At 70.8% G+C, this 20,214-nt stretch carries 18 protein-coding genes; 9 read left to right on the top strand and 9 right to left on the bottom strand.

Features of this window, described 5'->3' with window-relative positions; translation table 11 throughout:
* Window positions 1-2 precede the first annotated feature (2 nt).
* Window positions 3-1,544 (bottom strand): ABC transporter substrate-binding protein, encoded by a 1,542-nt coding sequence (locus FNH09_RS03415; RefSeq protein WP_152884985.1) that lies wholly within the window; start codon window positions 1,542-1,544, stop codon window positions 3-5.
* Window positions 1,545-1,666: 122 nt separating this feature from the next.
* On the opposite strand from FNH09_RS03415, the gene FNH09_RS03410 reads away from it, so the two are divergent.
* A complete protein-coding gene (locus FNH09_RS03410; protein WP_338017453.1) occupies window positions 1,667-2,467 on the top strand; it encodes an IclR family transcriptional regulator in 801 nt (266 codons plus the stop codon).
* Window positions 2,468-2,476: 9 nt separating this feature from the next.
* Here the strand turns inward: FNH09_RS03410 and FNH09_RS03405 are convergent, their stop codons facing one another.
* From FNH09_RS03405 to FNH09_RS03375, 7 genes are read right to left on the bottom strand one after another with little or no spacing between them, the layout of a single operon-like run.
* The gene (locus tag FNH09_RS03405; RefSeq protein ID WP_152884981.1) at window positions 2,477-5,092 is read right to left on the bottom strand and encodes a family 78 glycoside hydrolase catalytic domain; all 2,616 of its coding nucleotides are present in this window, start codon (window positions 5,090-5,092) and stop codon (window positions 2,477-2,479) included.
* Window positions 5,089-6,051: an alpha/beta hydrolase gene (locus tag FNH09_RS03400; RefSeq protein ID WP_152884978.1), complete on the bottom strand. Its 963-nt coding sequence runs from the start codon at window positions 6,049-6,051 to the stop codon at window positions 5,089-5,091. Before FNH09_RS03400 ends, FNH09_RS03405 begins: the two co-directional genes overlap by 4 nt.
* Before the next feature lie 60 nt (window positions 6,052-6,111).
* On the bottom strand, window positions 6,112-7,581 hold the full coding sequence (locus tag FNH09_RS03395; RefSeq protein ID WP_152884976.1) for a glycoside hydrolase family 43 protein: 1,470 nt from the start codon (window positions 7,579-7,581) through the stop codon (window positions 6,112-6,114).
* Window positions 7,578-8,354 (bottom strand): alpha/beta hydrolase fold domain-containing protein, encoded by a 777-nt coding sequence (locus tag FNH09_RS03390; RefSeq protein ID WP_152884973.1) that lies wholly within the window; start codon window positions 8,352-8,354, stop codon window positions 7,578-7,580. Before FNH09_RS03390 ends, FNH09_RS03395 begins: the two co-directional genes overlap by 4 nt.
* Window positions 8,351-9,634 (bottom strand): amidohydrolase family protein, encoded by a 1,284-nt coding sequence (locus FNH09_RS03385; protein ID WP_152884971.1) that lies wholly within the window; start codon window positions 9,632-9,634, stop codon window positions 8,351-8,353. The genes FNH09_RS03390 and FNH09_RS03385 overlap by 4 nt, the downstream gene beginning before the upstream one ends.
* A 1-nt stretch (window position 9,635) precedes the next feature.
* Window positions 9,636-10,415, bottom strand: coding sequence for an SDR family NAD(P)-dependent oxidoreductase (locus tag FNH09_RS03380; protein ID WP_152884969.1), 780 nt, complete (start codon window positions 10,413-10,415; stop codon window positions 9,636-9,638).
* A gap of 15 nt (window positions 10,416-10,430) precedes the next feature.
* Window positions 10,431-11,189: an SDR family NAD(P)-dependent oxidoreductase gene (locus FNH09_RS03375; protein WP_152884966.1), complete on the bottom strand. Its 759-nt coding sequence runs from the start codon at window positions 11,187-11,189 to the stop codon at window positions 10,431-10,433.
* A 129-nt stretch (window positions 11,190-11,318) separates the two neighbouring features.
* On the opposite strand from FNH09_RS03375, the gene FNH09_RS03370 reads away from it, so the two are divergent.
* The 6 genes from FNH09_RS03370 to FNH09_RS03345 all read left to right on the top strand — a co-directional run bounded on the left by FNH09_RS03370 (window position 11,319) and on the right by FNH09_RS03345 (window position 17,224).
* The gene (locus FNH09_RS03370) at window positions 11,319-11,894 is read left to right on the top strand and encodes a carboxymuconolactone decarboxylase family protein (RefSeq protein ID WP_152884964.1); all 576 of its coding nucleotides are present in this window, start codon (window positions 11,319-11,321) and stop codon (window positions 11,892-11,894) included.
* Window positions 11,891-12,772: a fumarylacetoacetate hydrolase family protein gene (locus tag FNH09_RS03365; RefSeq protein WP_152884962.1), complete on the top strand. Its 882-nt coding sequence runs from the start codon at window positions 11,891-11,893 to the stop codon at window positions 12,770-12,772. The genes FNH09_RS03370 and FNH09_RS03365 overlap by 4 nt, the downstream gene beginning before the upstream one ends.
* Window positions 12,773-12,781: 9 nt before the next feature.
* Window positions 12,782-13,648 (top strand): fumarylacetoacetate hydrolase family protein, encoded by an 867-nt coding sequence (locus FNH09_RS03360; protein ID WP_152884960.1) that lies wholly within the window; start codon window positions 12,782-12,784, stop codon window positions 13,646-13,648.
* A 459-nt stretch (window positions 13,649-14,107) separates the two neighbouring features.
* Entirely contained in the window at window positions 14,108-14,941 is an 834-nt protein-coding gene (locus FNH09_RS03355) for a PIG-L family deacetylase (RefSeq protein WP_238426431.1), read from the top strand.
* A gap of 143 nt (window positions 14,942-15,084) precedes the next feature.
* The gene (locus FNH09_RS03350) at window positions 15,085-16,275 is read left to right on the top strand and encodes an NAD(P)/FAD-dependent oxidoreductase (RefSeq protein ID WP_152884955.1); all 1,191 of its coding nucleotides are present in this window, start codon (window positions 15,085-15,087) and stop codon (window positions 16,273-16,275) included.
* A gap of 10 nt (window positions 16,276-16,285) precedes the next feature.
* On the top strand, window positions 16,286-17,224 hold the full coding sequence (locus tag FNH09_RS03345; protein ID WP_152884953.1) for a sigma-70 family RNA polymerase sigma factor: 939 nt from the start codon (window positions 16,286-16,288) through the stop codon (window positions 17,222-17,224).
* Window positions 17,225-17,467: 243 nt separating this feature from the next.
* Here FNH09_RS03345 and FNH09_RS03340 read toward each other — a convergent pair whose 3' ends face one another.
* Window positions 17,468-18,463 carry an aldo/keto reductase gene (locus FNH09_RS03340; protein WP_162468056.1) on the bottom strand — a complete coding sequence of 332 codons (996 nt, stop codon included), beginning with the start codon at window positions 18,461-18,463 and terminating at the stop codon, window positions 17,468-17,470.
* Between the two features lie 92 nt (window positions 18,464-18,555).
* Between FNH09_RS03340 and FNH09_RS03335 the strand changes: the two genes are divergently transcribed.
* Complete coding sequence (locus tag FNH09_RS03335) at window positions 18,556-19,266, top strand: TetR/AcrR family transcriptional regulator (RefSeq protein ID WP_152884951.1); 711 nt, start codon at window positions 18,556-18,558, stop codon at window positions 19,264-19,266.
* Window positions 19,267-19,761: 495 nt separating this feature from the next.
* Window positions 19,762-20,175, top strand: coding sequence for an aggregation-promoting factor C-terminal-like domain-containing protein (locus tag FNH09_RS03330; RefSeq protein WP_162468055.1), 414 nt, complete (start codon window positions 19,762-19,764; stop codon window positions 20,173-20,175).
* Window positions 20,176-20,214 lie beyond the last annotated feature (39 nt).

Here is a 20,214-nt window from a genome sequence, read left to right as displayed (position 1 = left end):
TGTCAGGCGACCGGCCGGAAGGCGCTGAGCAGCGGGTAGCCGTCGGTGCCGGGGAAGGCCGGCGCCTTGAGCGCCTTGGAGTCGTAGCCGACGTACGCGTACTGCTCGGCGATCGGGATCAGCCAGCCTTCGTCGATCAGCGCCTCGTTCAGCTTCTGCAGGGCGGCGGGGCGGTCCGACGCGGCGGCGTTCGTCGCGGCGCCCAGGGCGGCGCCGATGGCCGGGGACTGCGTCTTGTGCGGGTTGGCGAAGCCGCCCACCAGGACACCGGCCGTGATGCCGATCTCATTGCTCATCGTCAGAGGTATGAATCCCAGCGGCTGAGTGTTGACCGCGGCGAAGATCTGGTCGGTCGAGCTGGTGACGTCGATCTTCATCGTGACCCCGACGGCCTTGAACTGGTTCTGCAGGAATTCCAGGTCGGCCTTGTCGGTGGGGCTGGCCGTGACGGTGAACGAGAAGCCCTTCGGGTATCCGGCCTTCGCGAGGAGTTGCTTCGCCTTGGTGGTGCTGTGGGCGTACTGCGTGTTGAGGCCGGGAACGTAGCCCGGCGACGTCTTCGGGAAGGCGTTGGCCGTCGGCTCCGCCCCTTTGGCCACGGTGTTGACGAAAGCCTGGCGGTCGATGGCGTAGCTCAGTGCCAGACGGACGTCCGGGTCGGCGAACGGCTTGGATGTCGCACCGCTCTTGTCGAAGACCAGGATGTCCAGCATCGTGCCGCCGTTCCTGGCGAGCGCGACATGGTTGGAAGCCGCTGTCCGCTCGGTCGACGTGTCGATGATCGACGCGTCCGTCTGGCCCGAGATCTGGGCGTTCAGGCGTGCGTTCTTGTCCAGGTAGGCCTTGTACACGACCGTCTTGAACGGATGGGTGGTCGCGCCGGCCCCCGGCTGCCGGGTCATGGTGTAGCTGCTGCCCTTGACCGAGGCCGTCATCCTGTACGGCCCGGAGCCGTCGGGCCCCTGGTTCAGCGTGCTCGGGTTGCTGATCGCCCGCTGCCCGACGATCATGCCGGGGACGCCTGCCAGGTTGGTCTGGAACGTGGCTTGCGGTGCCGCGAAGGTGAGGACGACCGTGTCGGTGCTCGCGGCCTTCACGTCCTTGATCTCCGTGGCGCCGCCCTTCGCGAAGCCCGCGTACGACTGGAGCTTGGAGTTGCTGCGGCGGTCGAGGTTGTCCTTGACGAGCTGCGCGGTGAGCTTGGAGCCGTCGGTGAAGGTGACACCCGACTTGAGCTTCAGCGTCATCTGGGTGTTGGCCTTGTTGTAGCTGAAGCTCGCGACCAGTTCCGGGACGGCCTGTCCGTCGGCGCCCTCGGCGAAGAGCGACTGGTACACCGATTCGTAGAAGAGGCGCTGGCCGGCACCGTAGAGCAGCGGGTCGTAGCCCTGGGGAGCGGGATCCGAGTCGTACCCCAGGGTGAGTGTGGTGCCGGGGGAACCACCTGCGGCGTCGGTCGAGCCGCCGCAGGCCGTCGCGGAGACGGTGATCGAAGCCAGAGCCAGCGCGCTGACCCCCAGGCGCTTGAAGTTGAAGCCGGTCATCGGAGCCTCTTGGGTGTCCAGGTCGGGGCCTTCGCCCAACTTGCCGAGAAGAATGGGTGGCGCACCTCACACCCGTCAGCAATGATTGCCATTGAATGAAACGTGTTTCCGAAAGGTGTCGTGTGAGTGACGCAGCCGCCCCCGCCCGGCCCAGGGGCAAGCGCCCGCCCCATGGCGAGCCCGTCGTCGACCGGGCCCTGGCCCTGCTGGCGGCCTTCGACGCGACCCGGCGCCGGCTCAGTCTTCGCGAGCTGAGCCGGATCAGCGGCATACCGACCAGCACCACGCTGCGCCTGGCCGGCCGCCTGCTGGAGTGGGGTGCCCTCGAACGGGACGAGGCCGGCTACTACACGATCGGGCTGCGCCTGCTCGAGATCGCCTCGCTGGCACCACGGGGGCACGGCCTGCGCCAGACCGCGCTGCCCTTCATGAGCGACCTCGGCGCGGTGACACGTCAGCATGTGCAGCTCGCGGTGCGCGAGGGACTGCAGGCGACTCTGGTCGAGCGTCTGTCGGCCCACAGCGCGGTCCAGGTGCACTACCGGGTCGGCGGCAAGATGCCGTTGCACGCGACCGGCATGGGCCTGGCGCTCCTCGCGTTCGCGCCGGTCGACGTACAGGAGGAGATCCTCTCCCGTCCGCTGCACAGTGAGCCCGACAAGCGGCTGATCCCGGCCGCGGCGATGCGCCGGACCCTGGCGGAACTGCGCAGGGAACGCGTCGCCATCTTCCGCCGCACCGAACTGGAGACACTGGTGGCGGTGGCCGCTCCGATCTTCGACGAGAGCGACGAGGCGGTGGCCGCGATCGGCGTGCTGCTTCCCGAACGCGAAGCGCAGCCGCGCCGGCTCAGCTACGCGGTGCGCACGGCCGCCCAGGGCATCTCACGTGCCCTGGGCGCCCCGAGCGCGGCCATGGTCTGAACGTCCCCCTCAGGGGGTGACGACGTGCCTGCCGGGGCCGAGGAGCCGGACCGCCCCGGCCGGCACGGCGACCTCGGCCGAGGTTCCGGGCGGCACGGTGACCTCGAGCCGGAATCCCTCCGCCGCGATCCGCCATGCCGCCTCGATGCGCCCGTACGGTGTTTCCAGCGTCGCCGAGGCGGACGTCAGGCCACCGCCCGGTACCGGCGCCACACGAAAGCGCCGGTACGCGGGTTCCAGCGGCCGCAGGCCCACCGTGCAGCGGTGCAGGAAGCTGATCACCGCGCCCTTCGAGTAATGGTTCAGCGACTCGTGCGGAGTGCCGTCGTGGTCGATGCCGTTCCACCGCTCCCAGATCGTGGACGCGCCGCGGTCGATCATGTGCAGCCAGGAGGGCGGGCTGTCCTGGAGCAGCAACTCGTAGGCCAGGTCGGCCCGGCCGTGTTCGACCAGGGTGGGCAGCAGGAGGGGCGTCGCGAGGAAGCCGGTGGCGAGATGCGTCCCGGCTGCCCGGATCCGTTCCACGAGCTGGGCGACGACCGTGGCCCGATGCTCCTCGGGCACCAGGCCGAAGGCGAGCGCGCGCGCGAGGTTGGCCTGGGTGGCCGGGCGCACCATCCCGTCCGGCATGGCGAACTCGGCCCGCCAAGCGGCGGTGACCCGCTCCGCGAGTTCGCGGTAGCGAACCACGTCGGCGGGTCGGCCCAGCACCTGCGCGATCCGCGCCATCAGCCCCGCCGAATGCGCGAGGTACGCCGTCGCGACATCGCTCTTGTCAGCAGCCAGGAAGACACCGAAGTCGTCGACGTCGTTGCCCGGCTCGAGCCATTCGCCCCAGTGGAATCCGGTGTCCCACAAGTACCGCTCGTGCGGGGCCCGCGGCCCCGTGCGGGCCGGATGCCTGCCCGATGCCGCCATCCGCTCGGCGCGTTCGAGCCAGCGCACCATGCTGGGCCACATGTCGGCCAGGATCCGCTCGTCGCCGTAGGCGCTGTAGAGCTCCCACGGCACGATCACGACGGCGTCACCCCAGCCGGCCGAGCCCTGCAACCGCGCCGTCGGACCTTGCCGGCCCTCCATCGGACCGTGGGGGGAGATGTTGGCGACGGTGCCGTCCTCCCACTGCTCGACGGCGACGTCGGCGAGCCACTTCGCCGAGAAGCCCGCGACGTCGTAGAGGAAGGCGGCGGTGGGCACGTACAGCTGCCAGTCGCCGGTCCAGCCCGCGCGCTCCCGGTGCGGGCAGTCGGTCGGGATCTCACAGGCGTTCCCGCGGAAGCTCCAAACAGCCGCCTCGTGCAGCCGGTTGATCCGCTCGTCGCTGCACGAGAACCAGCCGGTGCGGCGCAGGTCGGTGTGCACCACCACACCGGTCAGATCCGCAGGGCTCAGTTCCTCGGGATGTCCCTCGATCCGGACGTACTGGAAGCCGTGGGTGGTGTGCCGCGGCTCGAAGGCGTCACCGGACCGGCCTGCGGAGACCACTGTGTCGATCTGTCCCGCCGGAAGCGGCTCGGGCAGGAAGGGCACGGCCGGCTTGAGATGCTCGGTGGTGACATCGCCGTCCGGGCCGAGCGCTTCGCCGTGTGTCAGGGTCAGTTCGGTGCCTTCGGGGCCGAGCCGTTCGAGTCGAACCCAGCCGTTGATGTTCTGCCCCAGGTCGACGACCTGGCGGTCCCCGACTCGGGCGACCGACCTCGGGCGCAGCTCCTCGATCCGGCGGACCGGTGGAGCCGGGGACCAGATGAGCGTCTCGTAGCCGAGCGGGGCGACCTCCACCGGGTCCCATCCGGCATCCGGACCGTTCGCCCCACCCCCTCCACGCCGGTCCTCGGTCACACCGGCGATGAGGTCGGCGCGGATCAGGGTCGAGACCCGCCACTCCCACCCGGCGTCCGTGCCGAACACGGTCACACTGCCGTCGACGTACTCGACCTCCAGCTGCGCCAGGAACGCCGTGCGTTCGCCCCACTGGTCCGCGGCCCGGAAGATACCGAGCTGGCCACGGAACCAGCCGTCGCTGAGCAGTGCGCCGAACGTGACCTCTCCGGGCGCGAGGAGGGCTGTGACGTCGTAGGCCTGGACAGGCAGGCGACGGGTGTAGTGGGTGTATCCGGGTGCGAGCTCGACGTCGCCGATGCGCGTGCCGTCGAGGAACGTCTCGTAGACGCCGTGCGCGGTCGCGTAGAGGCGGGCCCGGCGCACCGGCCGATCGACGACGAACCGGCGGCGCAACGCGTAGGCCGGGCGCAGGCCGGCCGGGGCGACCTCGGGCTCCCGGGGGCGGATCCAGTCGGCGGACCAGTCCCCCTCGTCCAGCAGCCCGGTCTCGAAGACGGCCCGTTGCGACCAGCCGGACTCGCCGAGGTCGGTCCGCAGCCGCACCTGCCAGGCGACCTCGGCCGCCGAGCCCAGCGGCGCGAACGGCCAGGCGACCAGTACGCCGTCGCCGCCCTCGATCCAGCCTGTGTCGTGCTCGGTCCCGTCGATCTCGGCGAGGATGCGGTACGCCTCCTGCGCCGCCGTTCCCTCCGGAAGGCGCCAGGACAGCCGCGGCGAGCGTTCGCCGAGGCCGAGCGGGCAGGCTCCGAGATGCTCGACGGCAAGGAAGTCCGGGACGCTCATGCCGTGATCCGTTCCGCCTGGCGCACGGTGGAGGAGATGAGATCCAGAGCCGACGCCGTGGGCTCCAGGGTGGCCGCCCAGTTCAAGAAGCCGTGCGGCATGGTGCGCACCACCACCTGGCGGACGTCGGCACCCGCCCGGGCGAGTGCCGCCGCGAACCCCTCGCCGGAGACCCGCAAGTCGTCGTACTCGCCGTTGAGCACCAGCGTCGGACACAGGCCACGGAGGTCACCGAGGATCGGGAACGCATAGCCGTCGGCCCCACTGAGCGGGCCGCCGAGGTAGTTGTGGTTGAAGAACCGATGCATCGCGGGCGGCATCCGCATCTCTGGCGGCAGTTCGTCCATCAGCGCGAGATACTCCGGCGGCAGAGCCGGCAGGACCGCGTGGGCCACTCCGTAGGCGAAGACCAGGCAGGCGAGGGGACGCTGGTCCTCGTCGCGGAGCCTCAGCGCCGCGCCGGCCGCCAGATTGGCTCCGGCGCTCGCTCCTCCGGCCGAGACCCGGTCGGGGTCGATACCGAGTTCGTCGGCGCTCTCCCGGACCCAGCGCACCGCCGCGACCACGTCGTCGTGCGGCACCGGGTGGTGGACCCCGTTCCGGCAGAGCCGGTAGTCCACCGAGACGACGACCACGTCGCCTCGAACGGCCACTTCGCGCGCGGTCCAGTCGGCCTCGGGCATGTCGAGGTCGCCCATCATGAAGGCCCCACCGTGCATCCAGACCAGGCACGGCCGCGGGCCCGCACCGGGACGTTCCCCGTAGACCCGTACCGGCACCGGCCCGTGCGGCCCCGGCGCCGTGGTGTCGCGTACGGGGATGTCGGGCACCTCGTAGTCCGGCCAGGACCGGTAGGCCGCACGCCGCTCGGCGTACTGCGGATCCTCGAAGAAGGCCCGCATGTCGGGCACGCCTTCGATCAGTTTCAATCGCTTGAGGACTTCGGGATGAATCGGCATGGATCGCAGGGTTCCGGAAGCCGCGCGCCCGGTCACTCCACCGTGCCGTTCAATGAAACGTCAGGCACGTCCGGTGTAAAGCAGTCGTCGGACGATCACGTCGCCCTCGCTCGCGAAGGGCCCGATCACACGGCCGGTGAACGCCTTGGCCGTCTCGAAGCACCAGTGCCGGCCGTCGAGCTCCGCCAGGGCGACCTCGGTGTCGGCCGACCGGGCGGTCAGGCGGATCCGGTCGCCTCCGACCGCGCCCGCGGAGAAGTCGGCGGGCGGCGGCGTCATCGCGAAGGTGAGCTCGACCTCGCCGGCCGGCAGGGTCGCGTGCCAGCTCCGGTCGAAGCCGGCCACGACGGCGCGCGCGGTGACCTCGACTCCCGCGGCGCTCGCACGTGCCTCCAGCGCGACGGCGTTGTCCTCCGCATTGCGCAGGGCCAGGCCGCCGGTCCCCGCACCTACGTCGAACGCCGCGCTGACGGTGGCCGCCAGGTGCCGCTGCCTGCGGCCGAGGAACGCCGGGCGCGGTCCGTCCAGCCCGGTGCTTCCGGCACCGGAGATCAGCAGCCCGCCGGGGACGGTCCGGGCGAACTCGGCCGCCGGCCGGCGCACCGCGATCCACTCGGGGTCGCGGAGCGCCGACGGCGTCGTGAAGTCGTAGTCGACCTCTTCCGGTGACGACGGCGGCAGGTCGGCCAATCGGACCTGCGGCCAGCCGTCCACCCAGTCGACGGTCCCCAGGAAGGTCTCCCTGCCGAGCGGGGAGAACGACTGGGCCAGTCCCACGGGCCGAACGCCCAGGCAAACCAGCGCCGTGCCTTGATCGGTCTCGACCAAGTCCGCATGACCGAGGTTCTGCACCGCCGAACCGGTGCCGGCAGCTGTCAGGACGGGGTTGGCCGGGCAACCCTCGAACGGGCCCTCGGGACGCCGTGCGCGGGCGACCGTCACGGCGTGGCCGCGGTCGGTGCCGCCTTCGGCCACCACGAGGTACCACCACTCGCCCCGGTGGTAGAGGTGCGGCCCCTCCGGGGAGTACAGCCCGCTGCCCGGCCAGATCGCTCGCGGCGTCTCCAGTGCCTCCCCCGTGGAGAGGTCGACCCGGACCTGCTGGATCGGGTCGGGATGGCGTGCGAAGGTGACGATCGCCGTGCCGTCCTCGTCCCAGGCGAGGTCGGGGTCGATGCCGTCGACCGCCGGAATCGTCACGCCGTCGCTCCACGGGCCCGCCGGGTCCGTGGCGGTGAACACGACGCAGCCGCGCCCGCCGAGGAAGACGGTGACGATCAGGTGGAAGACGCCGTCTCGGTACCGCAGTGTCGGAGCCCAGACCCCGCCCGGAGTCGGCACCCGGTCGAGCCGGACCTGTTCGGGTCGGGTCGCCACGTGCCCGATCTGCCGCCAGTTGCGCAGGTCGGTGCTGTGATGGACCGGAAGCCCCGGAAGGTATTCGAACGACGAGGTGACGAGGAAGTAGTCGTCTCCCACCCGTACCACGCTGGGATCCGGGTTGAAGCCCGGCAACAACGGATGACTCATGCCTCCGCCAGGTCGCGCAGGAACCGGATCGCCTGTCGGTGGATGGCCGACGGGTCCTCGGCACCGTCCCAGAAATGGCCGGCGCCGGGCACGAGGACGAGTTCGGCGGTGCCGCCCGACGCGACGAGCGCGGACACGAAGGTCGTGCTCTGGCCGTACGGCACCATGGTGTCGCTGTCCCCGTGCACGACCAGCATCGGCGGCGCGTCGGCGCGGACGTGGGTGATCGGGCTCGCCTCGCGTGCCAGCTCGGGCACCGCGCCGGTGGGCGCGCCGAGGAACAGGGCCTCGCGCGTCTGCGGGTCGGACGATCCGGGCATGGCGGCCAGGTCGGTCACCGGGAACCAGGCCACCACACCGGCCACCTCCGCGCCGGTGAGCGCCGCCAGCAACGCGAGGTGGCCGCCCGCCGAGTCGCCCCACAGGAAGACCGGGCCTGCGCCCACCCCGTGTTCGGCGAGCAGCCCGGCGACCGCCGCCACCGCGGCCCGGACGTCCTCGACAGCCGCCGGATAGGTGGCCTCGCCACTGAGGCGGTAGTCGATCGCGGCGACGGCGAAGCCCGCGCGCACCATCGCCGGGTAGAACTCCTCCCCGAGGCGGGGCAGTGGGTGGCGGCGGGAGCCGCGTCGCCACCCGCCACCGTGCACGTGGACGATGACCGCCACCCGGGACTTCGTCTCGTCGGCGGAGAGGTCGGGCACGTGCAGATCGAGCTCCAGGGGACGAAAGCCTGGGACCGCGCCGTATTCGACGCCGGAGAAGCTCCTCATGCGACGGACAGCGCGAGCTGGTCGGCCCGCTTGTGGAAGCGGCCGCCCTGCATGATGGCGAGAAGGTTGTCGGCGTCCTGGAGCACCGTGACGTCCTGGGTCGGGTCGCCGTCCACGACGAGAACGTCCGCCAGGTGGCCCGGGACCAGGTGACCGACCGGCATGTCGAGCACCTGACCGCCGTAGAAGGTGGCGGCCTTGAGCGCCTCGAGCGGGGTGTAGCCGAAGAGCTTCACGAACAGCTCGAGGTCGCGGGCATTGCGGCCGATCGGATTGTTCGGGAAGCCGTAGTCGCCACCGGGCAGCACGCGCAGACCGCGCTTGCGCAGCTCGGGGTAGAGCCGCGCCATCGCCTCGAGCGACTTCACCGAGCCCATCCTCTCGGCCGTCGCCGGGTCGATGCCGAACTCCTCGCCCTCGTGGACATTGGCCCACATGATGCCGACCGCCGGCGACAGGAAGATCGAATCCTTTGCCTCTTCGAGCAGATCGACGGCCTCCGCGTCCGCGTAGGAACAGTGGTAGATCGAGCGGAAGCCGCTGGTGACGGCCAACTTGATGGACTCGGGGTTCTGAGCGTGGCAGTTGAGCCACACTCCGGACTCGCGGGCCTGCTCACCGGCGGCACGCGCCTCCTCGGCGCTGTACTGCGTGACCATCGAGCCTCCGGCGAAGAAGACGTCGTCGTTGCTCATCAGAAGCTTCACGCTGTCGAAGCCGAGAGCCGCCTGTTCGCGGATGAACTCGCGTACGGCGTCCGGACCGGTCCTCTGCTCCTGCGGACCGTCGGGACCCATCCGCACCGGGTTGTTGTCCCGCTCGAAGGACGCCGCGCGCATCCGCGGTCCGACTGCCGCACCGGCCTTGATCCGATCCCGCAGGATGACCTCGGTCGGTACCGGAGTGAGCGAGCCCGCCGAATAGGCGCTGGTGAAGCCCTGGTCGAGCAGGATGCGAGCGTTGCGCTCGGCGATCTCGAGGTGCTCGTCCGGCGTCGGCATGTGATGGAAGAAGCTGACATCAAGCGGCGGGTTGAAGGTCGGATCGATGTGCCCGACCGCCGAAGGGAAGGTCAGGTGGCAGTGGGACTCGACCAGGCCGGGCATGACCGTCCTGCCCGCGCAGTCGACGACCCGGTCTCCCGGCTGCGCCGCCACGCCGCCTCCGGCGACCACGGCTTGGATCGTGTCGCCGTCGACCACCACGTCGGCGGTGAACGCCGGTTCTCCCGATCCGTCGAAGACAGCACCGTTGACGAAGAGGACGCGCTGGGCAGACATGTCAGGCTCCGATCATGTTGTAGCCGCCGTCGGCCACGAAGTAGCTGCCGGTGATGTGGGTGGCGTCGGGTGTCGCGAGGAAGAGCGCCGCGCCGGCGATCTCCTCGGGCTTGGGGATGTGGCGCATCGGTGTCATTTCCCGCAGCGTGTCTCCCCGGCCTTTCTTGTAGTCCTCCCTGCTGAGCATCCGCTCCGTCTCCATGAAGCCCGGCGCGAAGGTGTTCACCCGGACCTTGGGCGCAAACGCCTGTGCGTAGGACTTGGTGATGCCCAGGACGCCGTACTTGGCGGCCGCGTACTGGGGTGCGCGGGCGCTGCCGCGCACCACGACGGTCGAGCCCACGTTGACGATCGCGCCCCCTTCGGGCTGCTCAAGCATGCGTGAGCCGAATTCGTGGGTGCACATCAGGGTGCCCTTGAGGTCGACGGCCAGAGTGTGGTCGACGGCCTCTTCGGTGATCTCCCGCCAGGACATCTGCTCGCTGGCCATGTCGCCCACGTTGTTGACGGCGACATCGAGGCGGCCGAAGTGGTTCCACACCTCGTCGGCCATGCGCTTGATCTGGGCCCACTCGACGATGTCGGCCCTGACCAGAAAGGCCTTGCGCCCTTCCGCCTCGACCCGTTCCGCGGTGCGGCGGGCCCCGGCCTCGGAGCTGCGGTAGTGGATCGCGACGTCGGCGCCCTCTTGTGCGGCACGGACAGCGATCTCGGCACCGAGACCCGTGCCGGCGCCCGTGACCAGAACGACCCTGTCGGCGAATCGCTGGGGGGAAGTCATGAGAAGTGCTGCCTTTCAGACAAGGGTGCGGCCGCCGTCGACGTACATGACGTGACCCGTCACGAACGCGGACCGGGCGGAGCTGAGGAAGAGGAGCGGTCCGACCAGGTCGTCGGCCGTGCCGAGTCGGCCGGCCGGCACCAGGCCGACCATGGATTCCCGCATGCCGGGCCGGTCCAGGTAGGCGCGTGTCAGGTCGGTCTCGGTGTAGCCGGGCGCGATCGCGTTGACCGTGACCCCGTGGGGTGCCCATTCACGGGCCATGACCCGGCAGAGCTGGTTGACGCCGCCCTTGGTCGCGGCGTACGGCGCGTGATGGGCGTGGGCGAGCAGACCGGAGACGGACGAGACGAACACGATCCGGCCGTATCCGGCGTCGACCATCAGCGCGCCCGCCGCTTGTGCCGTCCAGACCGCGCTCTTGAGGTTCACGTCGATGATCCGCTGCCAGACCTCGTCGGGCGTCTCCAGAGCGGGCCGCCGGTCGTTCATCCCGACGGCGTGGAGGAAGACGTCGAGGCCTCCCAGCGCTGCGGCGGCACCGGCGACGGCCTTGCGGGCGTCCTCGGCGTCGGTGAGGTCGGCGACCCTCGTGTCGAGGTTCACGCCGAGTTCGGCGGCCTGCTCCGTCAGTTTGGCCAGCCGTTCCTCGTCGACATCCGCCACCATCACGCGCGCGCCCTGTCGGGCGAGGGCCAGCGCGGCCGCCGCGCCGATGCCACCGGCACCGGCGACGAGAGCAGCGCGATCACGAAGTCCGAGCCAATCCGTCATGCCGAGCATCCAAGGCGGCCCGGGTGACGCGCACTACGGGTGTTTCATTCACCGGCACACCTCGGGACCGGCATGCCATTGCCCGGCATGCCCGTCGCCACGGCCCGGCGTCCGCCGCACGGTGGGGTCATGACCCGCCTCCCCCGCCTCACACCCCATGAACTGGACCCCGCACAACGTGTCCTCTACGACACCATTGCGGGCGGCCCCCGAGCGAACGGTCCGCAGTTCTTCTCCCTCACGGACGGCGAAGGCCGCCTGAACGGACCGTTCAACGCGATGCTGCACGCCCCGGCCGTCGGATCCGCTTTGCAGGAACTCGGATCGGCCCTCAGGTATCGCTCCACACTGAGCGACCGCGTTCGCGAGACGGCCGTCCTGATCGTCGCGGCGCACTGGGACTGCGCCTTCGAGCGGTACGCGCACGAGCCGATCGGCCGAGCGGTCGGCCTGTGCGATGCCCAGCTCGTCGCCATCCGCTCCGGCACGGCACCGGAGCTGAGCGACCCGGCGGAAGCGGCCGCGGCCGACCTCGTGACGGCGCTGGTGGCGAGCGGCGACGTCGACGACGCACTCTTCGGCCGTGCCGTTTCATTGAACGGCATGGAGGCGGTGGTGGAGCTCACCACCCTGGTGGGCTACTACGCGACGCTCGCGCTTCAGCTGCGCGTCTTCCGCGTCGGACAACCAGGAGACCCCGCATGAAACTCGTGACCTTCGACAACGGCCAGGTCGGCCGCCTCGACCGCGATGACGTGGTGGAACTCGACGTTCCGTCGATGCGCGACTACTTCGAGCGCGGCGGCGAGGTCAGCGAGACCGGCCGGCGCTTCGCCCTCGCGGACGTACGCCTGCGGGCCCCGATCGTGCCGAAGAAGTTCTTCCACACGGCCGGCAACTTCACCGACCACCACGACGAATTGACCGCCGTCGACTGGTCGCACCCGGTACACAAGGGCATCGTCTTCTTCCAGAACGTCGACGCGATCATCGGCCCCGACGAGGCGGTCGTCTACCCCGAAGGACTCACCGAGGAGCTCGACTACGAGCTCGAGCTGGCAATCGTGATCGGCAGGAGCGGCAAGTTCTTCGGCCCGGAGGAAGCCGAGGACTACATCGCCGGCTACACCGTTTTCAACGACATCACCGCCCGCGACATCCAACGCCGCGAGATGCAGTCCGGCGTCTTCTCCTTCTCCAAGGCGATCGACACCTTCTGCCCCATCGGCCCGTGGATCGTCACCAAGGACGAGGTGCCGAACCCGCAGGCACTCGCCATGGAGCTGCGCGTCAACGGCGAGCGGCGGCAGGCCGGCAACACACGGCAGATGGTGATCTCCATCCCGCACCTGGTGGCCTACCACTCGGCGCAGGGCTACAGCGCCGGCGACATCGTCACCACCGGAACGATCTCGGGGGTCGCGGCGGTGCAGCCCAACCCCTTCGACTTCTACCTCCGACCAGGCGACCGGATCGAAGCCGAGATCGAAGGGATCGGCACCCTGCGCAATCCGGTGATCGCCTGGAAGGACGCGCACGACAGCGAACCGTACTCGATCGACCTCTACGGCCCGACGAACTGAGGAGAACAGATGCGACTCGCCACGCTGGCCGACCGCGCCGTCCTGCTCGTCGGGGACGGGGCGGTCGACATCGCCACCGCCTCCCACGGCCGCTTCGGCTCCGACCCGATGCAACTCCTCGCCGAATGGGACGAGTTCGTAGCCTGGGCCGGGCAGGCAGAACTGCCCGCCGCGACGCCCTACCGCGAAACCGACCTGAACGCGCCCGTCCCCCGTCCCCGGCAGGTGTTCGCCGTCGCGTTGAACTACCGGCCGCACGCGGCCGAGGCGGGCTACGTCGCTCCCGAGATCCCGCTGCTCTTCACCAAGTTCCCCTCGTGCATAACGGGCCCCCACGCCGAGGTCGAACTGCCCGACGGCAACGTCGACTGGGAGCTGGAGATGGTGGCCGTGATCGGCCGAGCCTGCCACCGTGTCCCGGCCGCCGAGGCATGGGAGGTCGTCGCCGGCCTGACCGTGGGCCAGGACCTGTCCGAACGGCGGCTGCAGCTGACCGGCAAGCCGGCCCAGTTCTCCTTGGGCAAGTCCTATCCCGGCTTCGGCCCGACCGGACCTGCCCTGGTCACCCCGGACGAGCTCGCCGACCGTGACGATCTGGCCATCGAGTGCCTGCTCAACGGCGAGAGCGTCCAGGGCGCCCGGACCAGCGAGATGATCTTCTCGGTTCCCCGGCTGATCGAGTTCATCAGCGCGGTCTGCCCGCTCCACCCGGGCGACCTCATCTTCACGGGAACGCCTTCGGGCGTCGGCAACCGTCGGGTGCCGCAGCGCTTCCTCGGCCCCGACGACATCCTGGTCAGCCGAATCGAGGGTCTGGGCGAGCTGCGCCAGACCTTCCGCTCGGATCCGGAGGCTTTGCGGCCTGCTTCGGCATGAAGTCACGCCGGGCGCACGAGGGTGACAACCACCGGCGTGCGCCCGCCCGGCCGACGGCGGGCCCGCCGTGCCGTCGTCATCGACCTCGACGGCATCACCTGCTGCGACTCCGGCGGTATCACCGTCCTGATCGCCTGGCGCAACATCGCCCGCCAGGCCCACGCCGGCGTCGCCCCGGCCGCCGTCCCCGAGCGTGTCAGCCGGGTCTCCGGCATCGTCGGACTCGACCGTCCAGAGATCTTCTCGGGCACGGCGGGAACAGCCGGTCCGGCCGACGCTGTTGCACCGGTCGAGGGAGCGGGGCCGCGCGGGCAAGGCACAGAGACACCGGAAGGGCGTGCGCCGGAGGCTGTCCCGGGTCCTCGGGCCGGGCGCGTCCGGCCACCCGATGCCGGGGCGGCCACCCGTCCGTCCGCCCCGAGTTCGGACAGAAGCCTTTTCACACCGGAGGACTTGTTCATGACTGACCGGCCTTTGACGCTCATGGCGGTACACGCTCACCCCGACGACGAGGCCACGGGGACGGGAGGTGTCCTCGCGCGCTACGCGGCGGAGGGCATCCGCACGGTCCTGGTGACGTGTACCGACGGCGGTTGCGGCGACGGACCGGGGGGTGTCAAGCCGGGCGAGCCCGGGCACGATCCGGCGGCCGTCGCCTTGATGCGACGTCGTGAACTCGAGGCGAGCTGCGAAGTCCTGAAGGTCAGTCATCTGGAGACACTCGACTACGCCGACTCCGGGATGATGGGCTGGCCGAACAATGACGCCCCCGGATCCTTCTGGCGGACGCCCGTCGAGGAGGGCGCCGCCCGGCTCGCGGAACTCTTGCGGCGCTATCGGCCCGATGTGGTCGTCACCTACGACGAGAACGGCTTCTACGGCCACCCCGACCACATCCAGGCCAACCGCATCACGATGGCGGCGCTCGCGATGACCTCGCCGACGCCGAAGGTGTACTGGACGACTGCGCCCCGCTCGATGATGCAGCGGTTCGGGGAGACCATGCGCGAGTTCGGTGCGGACTGGCAGGAGCCGGATCCCGCCGAGGCCGCCGCGATGGCCGAGATCGGGCTCCCCGACGAGGAGATCACCACCTGGGTGGACACCTCAGCTTTCGGCGCTCAGAAGTTCGACGCGCTGGCCGCGCACGCCAGCCAGGGCGAGAACATCTTCTTCCTCAAGATGGGCCGGCAGAGGTTCACCGAGCTGATGGGTGTCGAGACCTTCGTACGCGTCCAGGACACCACCGGCGCGGCCGTGCCCGAGAACGACCTCTTCGCCGGGCTGCGCTGACCCGTCCGCCCGCCGGGGCCCGAGCGTCTGCCGGAGGCTCAGCCGCTGCTGAGCCTCCGGTGACCGGCGTCACACTCGGCTTCTGTCAGCAATCGGGGCGCCGTCTCGTTCAAGGGGCACGCGAACGAGACAGGAGCATCGCCATGAAGCACCGCATCGTCGTACTCGGCGCCGGGTACGCCGGAGCCTACGCTGCCGGGAACCTGGCCCGGCGGCTCTCCCCCGCCGACTTCGAGATCACCGTCGTCAACGCCGAGCCCGACTTCGTCGAGCGGATGCGGCTGCACCAGCTCGCGAGCGGCCGGGACATCGCCTTCCGCGGGCTCGCCGACGTATTCGCCGGTACCGGCGTGCGGCTGCGCCTGGCACGCGTCACCGGTGTCGACCCCGCGGGCCGGACCGTCGCCGTGACCGGCGAGGACGGCGAGAGCGGCGAACTCGCGTACGACACGCTGCTCTACACGCTGGGCAGCTCCGTCGCCCACCAGGGCGTTCCCGGTGTGGCGGAGCACGCCTTCGATGTGACCAGCCGGTCCTCGGCGCTGCGTCTGCGTGAGCGCTTGGCGGGGCTGGGCGAGGGCGGCACGGTGCTGGTCGTCGGTGAGGGGCTGACCGGTATCGAGACCGCCACCGAGTTCGCCGAGTCGCGGCCCGACCTCTCGGTCGCGCTCGCCGCCCGCGGCGCGCTGGGCGCCTGGCTCTCCCCCAAGGCCCGCCGCCACCTGCGCCAGGCCTTCGACCGGCTCGGCATCACCGTCCACGAACACACGGCGATCGACGCGGTCGAGCCGGCCCGGGCGATCGCCGCCGACGCGTCCGTCCCGGCCGACGTGACCGTGTGGGCGGCCGGGTTCGCCGTACATCCCCTCGCGGCCGCGAGCGGCCTGGAGGTCGCCGGGACCGGTCAGATCGTCGTCGACCGCACCATGCGCTCGCTCTCGCACCCGGACGTCTACGCCGCCGGTGACTGCGCCTACGCGATCGGGGACAACGGCCGGCCGCTGCCGATGTCCTGCGCCTCGGCGGGCTTCACCGCCATGCAGGCGACAGCGGCGATCATCGCGCGCCTGTCGGGCACCAAGGTCCCGACGACCGGGCTGAAGTACTACGGCAACCACATCAGCCTCGGACGGCGGGACGCGATCTTCCAGATGGTGGACGGGGACGCCCGGTCCAAGTCCTGGTACCTGGGCGGCCCGAGCGCCGCGCGGCTCAAGTCGGGCATCCTCCACGGGGCCGGGTGGAGCATCGCGCACCCCACCTTCGGCATGCCGAAGCGCAGGCACCGCCTGGCCACCACGCCCGATCGGGCCGGTGCGAGGGCGTCCGCGTAGGTTGTCCCGCATGGACAGTGCAGCCACCGACGTGTTCGAGGCCGGCCGGGGCCGGCTGGCCTCGCTCGCGTACCGTCTGCTCGGCTCGGCGGCCGATGCCGAGGACGCCGTGCAGGACACGTTCCTGCGCTGGCAGGCCGCCGACCGAGACAGGGTCGAGGTGCCGCAGGCGTGGCTGACCAAGGCCCTCACCAATCTCTGCCTCGACCGGCTCCGGTCGGCGCACGCACGCCACGAGCGCACGGCCGGCGCGTGGCTGCCCGAGCCGCTCCTCGAGGGCGACCCCATGCTCGGCCCGGCCGACACCTTCGAGCAGCGCGAATCGGTGTCCTTGGCGGTACTGACCCTCATGGAGCGCCTCTCACCGGTCGAGCGGGCCGTCTACGTCCTGCGCGAGGCCTTCTCCTACAGCCACTCCGAGATCGCCGGGATCCTCGACATCACCGAGCCCGCGAGCCAGCAGCATCTCCACCGCGCCCGCGTCCGGGTCGCCGCGGAGCGTCGCCGCGGCACACAGACCGACCCCGCGTCCGCGCGCCGGGTCGTCGAGGAGTTCCTCGCCGCCGCCATGTCGGGGCGCACCGAGCGGCTGGTGGCGCTGCTCACCGACGACGTGACGGCGGTCTCGGACGGCGCCGGACTGAGCAGGCGGCTGCTGCGGTTCATCACGCGTGAGCGCGTCGCCTCCTACGTGCGGGCCGGCTTCAAACCCACCCCGGCGAAGCGGCGGCTGGCCGGCGGTTCCCCCGCCCTCCACATCGCGCTGGTCAACGGCTCCCCGGCCGTCGTCGCCGTGATCGAGGACCGGGTCGTGGGCGCGGTGGCATTCGAGGTCGGCGACGGCAAGGTCACCTCCCTGTACGGCATCGCCGCCGCCGGCCGGCTCGCGCGCCTCGAGAAGGCCTGGCGGCTGTACGAGCCCGGCGCGCCGGTCGTCAACGCCTGGTGACGGGTCGACTCGGCGGCCGGCGCTCCCCCGTGGCGACGGGCTGACCCGGTCGGGCGTCCGACCGGCGCCGCGGTCCCTTGCCGGTGGCGGCGTGGTGTGCCGTGGTGCGGCGTGTGGCAGAGGGTGGCGTGAGCGTGGCCGTCCTGCTGCGCGCCGCCGGGCGGGCGGTCTCCTCTCGTGGACTCATTGTGTGCGGGCCGGGGCCGGTCGGGCCCCAACCCTTCCGCAGATGGGCGTGGCGCCTCAGCGCTCGCTGTCGAGGTGGTCCATCAGCGGCGCCGCGTAGCGGGTTCCGGCCGCGGCGTCGGCCGGGACGGCCTGCTCGATGGCGGCGAGGTCGTCCGTGGTGAGCGTGACGGCCTGGGCGCCGAGGGCTTCGACGAGGCGTTCGCGGCGGCGGGCGCCGACCAGCGGCACGATGTCGCTGCCCTGGGCGGCCACCCAGGCGATGGCGATCTGGGCGACGCCGGCCCCCTTGTCCGCGGCGATCTTTCGGAGGGCCTCGACCAGGGTCAGGTTGCGGTCGAGGTTCTCGCCCTGGAAACGGGGGCTGATGCCACGGAAGTCCTGGGCGCCGAGTTCACGGTCCCGGGTCCAGTGGCCGGAGAGCAGGCCACGGGAGAGCACGCCGTAGGCCGTGATGCCGATGCCCAGCTCGCGGGCGGTGGGCAGGATGGTCTCCTCGATGCCGCGGGAGAGCAGGGAGTACTCGATCTGCAGGTCGGCGATGGGGTGGACGGCCTGGGCGCGACGCAAGGTCTCGACGCCCACCTCGGACAGTCCGATGTGGCGGACGTGGCCGGCCTGGACCATCTCGGCGATGGCACCGACGGTCTCCTCGATCGGCACGTTCGGGTCCAGGCGGGAGGGACGGTAGATGTCGATGTGGTCCGTGCCCAGGCGGCGCAGGGAGTAGGCGAGGAAGTTCTTCACCGCCTCGGGGCGGCCGTCGTAACCGCTCCAGCCGCCGTCGGCGTCGCGCAGGGCGCCGAATTTGACGCTGATGACGGCGCTGTCGCGGTTGCGTCCGCGCAGGGCGTCGCGCAGCAGCAGCTCGTTGTGGCCCATGCCGTAGAAGTCGCCGGTGTCCAGCAGGGTGAGGCCGGCGTCCAGGGCGGCGTGGATCGTCGCGATGGACTCCGACTCGTCGGCGGGTCCGTACAGGTCGGACATGCCCATCAGACCGAGGCCGAGGGACGAGACGCGGGGACCGGTGGTGCCAAGGGTTCGGTGGTTCACGGAGAGCCGTTCCTTCTCATCGAATCGACGCTAACGCGATGTCGTTAGCGTTGCTACATCGATGCTAACGCCTGTCCGGTAGCGTTGATTCCATGAGCGCAGAAAAATCTCCGGAGACCCGCGAGCGCATCCTCCGGGCGGCCGCCCGCCTGCTGGCCGAGGGCGGCAGCGAGGCGCTGTCCACCAGGGCCGTCTGCGCCGCCGCCGGAGTACAGGCCCCCACCCTGTACCGGGTCTTCGGCGACAAGGACGGACTGCTGGACGCCGTGGCCGGCTACGGCTTCGAGCGCTACCTGGCCGAGAAGCACTCGCTTGCACCGACCGAGGACCCGGTGGAGGACCTGCGGCGCGGCTGGGACATGCACGTCGACTTCGGCCTGACCCACCCGGCCTTCTACGTCCTGATGTACGGCACCGTCCGGCCCGGCCACCGCCCGGCCGCCGCCGAGGACGCCTACGCGCTGCTGCGCGCCATGCTCGAGCGCACCGCCCGCGCGGGACGCCTGCGCATCCCCGTCGACGCGGCAGCCCAGACCATCCAGGCCACCTCCGCCGGCGTCACCCTCGCACTGATCTCCTCCCCCGCCGACGCCCGCGACCGCGGCCTGTCCGTCCGGGTGCGCGACACCGTCCTGGCCTCCGTGACCACCGAAGCCCGGCCGGCCGCGCCGGCCTCCGGCGACGCCGTGCCCGTCCACGCCCTCGCCCTGAACGCCGCGCTCGGCGACCGGCCCACCGCCCTCGGCTCCACCGAGACGGTCCTGCTGCGCGAATGGCTGGAGCGGCTCGCCACCTCGGAGTGAACCGACCCTCCCGCACTCCTCCGGCGCGGCCGATCGGCCGCGTACGGTGCGAGGCGCGATCTCGCCATGCCCTACAGGCGGCGCTCGCCTACGCCGACCCGCATCGGACTGCATCCTCTGCGAACTCGCCTCCGAGACTCGCACCGTGCATCCCCGCGCACACAGCGTCGCGGAACCGGTGAAGCACCCCACATGACGCACGTCACTCACTACCCGCGATAGTGGACGAAAGCGGGCATGTTTAGGCACACACACATGCCTTGACCTGCGGATTGAGAGCCAGCTCACACAGACCAGCAAACACCCCAATGCGGCCACAACTAGTAAAAGGGGTCACTGCGGACACCGGTCGGGGCTGGTTGTCTTGAGGACGTCGCCAGGCACCACGGCCCCCCAGGGGTCACGGTGCCTCCGCATGCCAGGACCCACGCACCACCCGCACCACCCGGATCCGGCGAGCGAGCGACCCCCTGTCCCCGAAGAACGAGGTTCTCTGTGTCCGTCTCCGCCATCCGCCGCATCGCCAGCCCGAAGAAGGCCCTCTCCGTCGTCGCCGTGGCCGCCGCCACCGCCGGAATGGCCCTCGCCGCGGCCCCGGCCCAGGCCGCCACGACGTCCGCCTCCTCCGCCCAGGCGATCGCCCACCGGATGATCCCGGACACGGCCCAGTACAACGCCTTCAACCAGATCGTCACCCACGAGAGCGGCTGGAACCACACCGCCACCAACTCCTCCTCCGGCGCCTACGGCCTCGTCCAGGCCCTGCCCGGCTCGAAGATGGCCACCGCCGGCTCCGACTGGAAGACCAACCCCGCCACCCAGATCAAGTGGGGCCTGGACTACATGAACTCCCGCTACGGCAGCCCCGCCCAGGCCTGGGACTTCTGGCAGACCCACCACTGGTACTAAGACAACCGGCACCGCATCAACTGCGCCTGCCCCGAAGGG

Origin of the sequence: Streptomyces adustus (assembly GCF_009377175.1) — a bacterium.
GTDB lineage: Bacteria > Actinomycetota > Actinomycetes > Streptomycetales > Streptomycetaceae > Streptomyces > Streptomyces adustus.
Note: the sequence above shows the minus strand (reverse complement) of the source record. Positions and strands in the feature narration are given on the sequence as shown.